Raw genomic sequence first — 3334 nt, forward strand, 5'->3', positions numbered from 1 at the left:
CTACGCCCCCCGTGCGCCAGGCGCCCCCAGCGCCGCCGGTGCCGCCGGTGCCGCCGGTGCCTTCCGGCGACGCCGCTCGACCGCCGACGACGCCCGATGGTCGGATACGCGCCGTGGACGGCCTGTCGCTAACCGTCCCGACCGGCACGGTCACGGCGCTGCTCGGGCCGAACGGCGCCGGCAAGACGACCACCGTGGAGATCTGCGAGGGATTCCGCCGCGCCGACGCGGGCGAGGTGCGGGTTCTCGGGCTCGACCCCTGGGCGGACGCCGTTGCCCTGCGCCCCCGGGTCGGGGTGATGCTGCAGTCCGGGGGGATGTATCCCGGCGCCCGCGCCGGCGAGATGCTGCGCCTCGTCGCCTCGCACTACCGCCACCCGCTGGATCCCGCGGCGCTGTTGGACCGGCTCGGGCTGACCGGGTCCGCCGGTACCCCGTTCCGCCGGCTCTCCGGCGGCCAGCAGCAGCGGCTGTCGCTGGCGATGGCCGTGGTCGGCCGCCCGGAGCTGGTCTTCCTCGACGAGCCGACGGCCGGGTTGGACGTCCAGGGCCGGCGGGACACCTGGGAGCTCGTCGAGGAGCTGCGCACGGCCGGGGTCACCGTCGTGCTGACCACCCACGCCATGGACGAGGCCGAACGGCTCGCCGATCAGGTGATCATCGTCGACCACGGCAGGGTGGTGGCGGTCGGCTCCCCCGCGGAGCTCACCCGGGGCGGCGCCGAGGGGCAGCTGCGCTTCCGGGCCCCCGCCGGGCTGGATCTCGGCCGGCTGCTGCTCGCGCTGCCCGACGGCACCACCGCGCAGGAGGGCCCGGCTGGGCACTACCTGTTGCAGGGCACGGTCGACCCGCAACTGCTCGCTGCGGTGACCGCCTGGTGCGCGGGTAACGGCATCCTGGCAGAGGATCTCCGGGTCGAACAACGCACGCTGGAGGACGTCTTCGTGGAACTGACCGGATCGGAGCTGCGCTCATGACCGGCATCCCGCTGCTCGATCTGCGCCCGGCTCCGGCGCCCGCGTCGCGGGCCCGGATGCTGGCGGCACAGACCAGGCTCGAGCTGGTACTCACCCTACGGCGCGGCGAGTCCGTCCTGCTCACCCTGATCATCCCGGTCGGTCTGCTGGCCTTCTTCACCGCCGTCGACGTGCTGCCGAGCTCCACCGAGCGGCCGGTGGACTTCCTCGTCCCCGGGGTGCTCGCGCTGGCCGTGATGTCGACCGCCTTCACTGGGCAGGCGATCGCCACGGGCTTCGAACGCTCCTACGGCGTCCTCAAACGCCTCGGGGCGACCCCGCTGCCCCGCGCGGTCCTACTCGCCGGCAAGACGTTGGCGGTGCTCGCCGTCGAGGTCATCCAGCTGGTGCTCCTGGTGGCGGTCGGGTTCGCGCTGGGCTGGGACCCGACCGGCGGGCCGGTCGGGGTTCCGGCGGTGCTGGCGCTGCTCGTCCTGGGCACGGCCGCGTTCTCGGGGCTCGGCCTGCTGATGGCCGGAGCCCTGCGGGCCGAGGCGACGCTCGCCGCCGCCAACGGCGTCTACCTGGTGCTGCTGCTGATCGGCGGGGTGATGTTCCCGCTGTCGAAGCTTCCCGGCTGGCTGCGGGCGATCGCCGAGGTGCTGCCGACCGCGGCGCTGTCGGACGGGCTGCGGGCCGTCCTCGCCGAGGGCGACGGTCCGGGGGCGCATACCCTGATCGTGCTCGCGGCCTGGGCGGTGGCGAGTCTGGCACTCGCCGCCCGCACCTTCCGCTGGGAGTAGAGCCGACTGGGAGTAGAGCCGACACCGCGACCATCCGGTCACCGGGCACCAGCCGACCGGCAGGCACCATCCGGCCGGCAGGCACCATCCGACCAGCGGAGAAGGATCCGAGCGGCCCGCGCCGGACAGGGCGTTACCATGGCAGTCGTGCCAGCTTCTACAGAGCGTCGGAGTTTGCCGCTGATCAGCCTTCGCGCCTTCCGACTCCTCACCACACTTAACGTGGTCTTGCTGTCACTGATCGTGGTGAGTGGTGGCGTGGTCCGCCTGACCGGCTCCGGTCTCGGCTGCCCGACCTGGCCGCAGTGCGGGGACGGCTCGTTCGTGCCGCACTCGGAATACGCCCTGCACGGAGCGATCGAGTTCGGCAACCGGGTCGTCGGCCTGGTGGTCGGCCTCGTGGCGCTGATCACCCCGCTGGTCGCGCTCCGCCTGCGCGGCGGACGGCGGCGCGATCTTCGGCTGCTGTCCTTCGGCCTCTGGGTGGGTTTCCTCGGACAGGCCGTGCTCGGCGGGATCACCGTCCTGACGAAGCTGCACCCGGCGACCGTCGCCGCCCATTTCCTGCTCTCCATGGTCCTGCTGTGGAACGCGGTCCTGCTGGACCACCGGGCCCGCCAGGACGCGGGTGCGGCGACCCCGGGGGTCGGTCCCGCGCTGCGGTGGCTGGCGCGCCTGCTGGTGGTCGTCTCGGCGGGGGTGCTCGTCCTCGGCACGGTCGTGACCGGCGCCGGGCCGCACAGCGGTGACAGCGATCATCCGGCCCGCTTCGGGTTCGACCTCGTCAACGTCTCCCAGCTGCACGCCGACGGCGCGATGCTGCTGGTCGGGCTCGTCGCGGCCATGGCGTTCGCGGTGCGGGTCGCCGAGGCTCCCGACGAGGCCAGGCGGACCTCCCTCGCCCTGGTCGGGACCGTCCTCGCGCAGGCCGCGATCGGATTCACCCAGTACTTCCTCGGCGTTCCCGCTCTCCTCGTCGCCCTGCACATGACCGGGGCGACCGTGATGTGGGTCGCCGCGCTGCGGCTCTGGCTCGCCCTGAGCTCCCGGCACCCCCGGCCGGTACCGGACGCGGCGCCCACCCTCGCGGCGGCCGGCGCCGAGGTCCCCGCGCCCGCCGGGCCGGTCGGGACCACCGCCCCCACCGGCGCCGGCATCGGCTCCTAGAGCACCGACGCCCTGGGACCACCGGCGCCCTGGCCACGGCGGCCACGCTCCGTTCCTGAGACGGGAAACAGTCCCGGCAGCCGGCTCGACGTCCGACGACCCGCCGCGGCACGGCCTCCGCCGAGGGGCCGACGTCGTGACGGAAACGCGACGGACACGTGTGGGGGGCAGGGCGGAGTCCTCCCCGCGGTGACGGGCAGGCGCCTCTACCCGTCACACGCTCACAGGCGGATGCCGTCTTTGCGTACCCGGGCGGCAAGATCCCGGATCTTCCGGGTGGGGACGAGTTCCCACCCGGTGCGCAGCGTCGCCCGGCCCTCCGTGCCCACCACCCGGACCTGATGCGGCACCCACTCGCCCGGCATCCCGTCGTACCGGTCGGGAACCTCACCCCCCACCATGATCACC

Annotated in this window: 3 protein-coding genes and 1 pseudogene; 3 read left to right on the plus strand and 1 reads right to left on the minus strand. The window is 73.8% G+C overall.

The features are described from left to right. Positions 1 to 11 precede the first annotated feature (11 nt). The 3 genes from AC08OV_RS23025 to AC08OV_RS23035 all read left to right on the plus strand — a co-directional run bounded on the left by AC08OV_RS23025 (position 12) and on the right by AC08OV_RS23035 (position 2926). Entirely contained in the window at positions 12 to 977 is a 966-nt protein-coding gene (locus tag AC08OV_RS23025) for an ABC transporter ATP-binding protein (protein WP_476620305.1), read from the plus strand. Beyond that, positions 974 to 1759, plus strand: a complete 786-nt coding sequence (locus AC08OV_RS23030) for an ABC transporter permease (protein ID WP_476616212.1) — start codon at positions 974 to 976, stop codon at positions 1757 to 1759. The genes AC08OV_RS23025 and AC08OV_RS23030 overlap by 4 nt, the downstream gene beginning before the upstream one ends. Before the next feature lie 138 nt (positions 1760 to 1897). Then, positions 1898 to 2926: a COX15/CtaA family protein gene (locus AC08OV_RS23035; RefSeq protein WP_476620300.1), complete on the plus strand. Its 1029-nt coding sequence runs from the start codon at positions 1898 to 1900 to the stop codon at positions 2924 to 2926. A gap of 221 nt (positions 2927 to 3147) precedes the next feature. Here AC08OV_RS23035 and AC08OV_RS23040 read toward each other — a convergent pair. Then, positions 3148 to 3334 (minus strand): annotated as a pseudogene (locus tag AC08OV_RS23040) (hypothetical protein); the annotation flags it as partial.

It is taken from the genome of Frankia sp. CeTa3Moorea, from assembly GCF_978021225.1.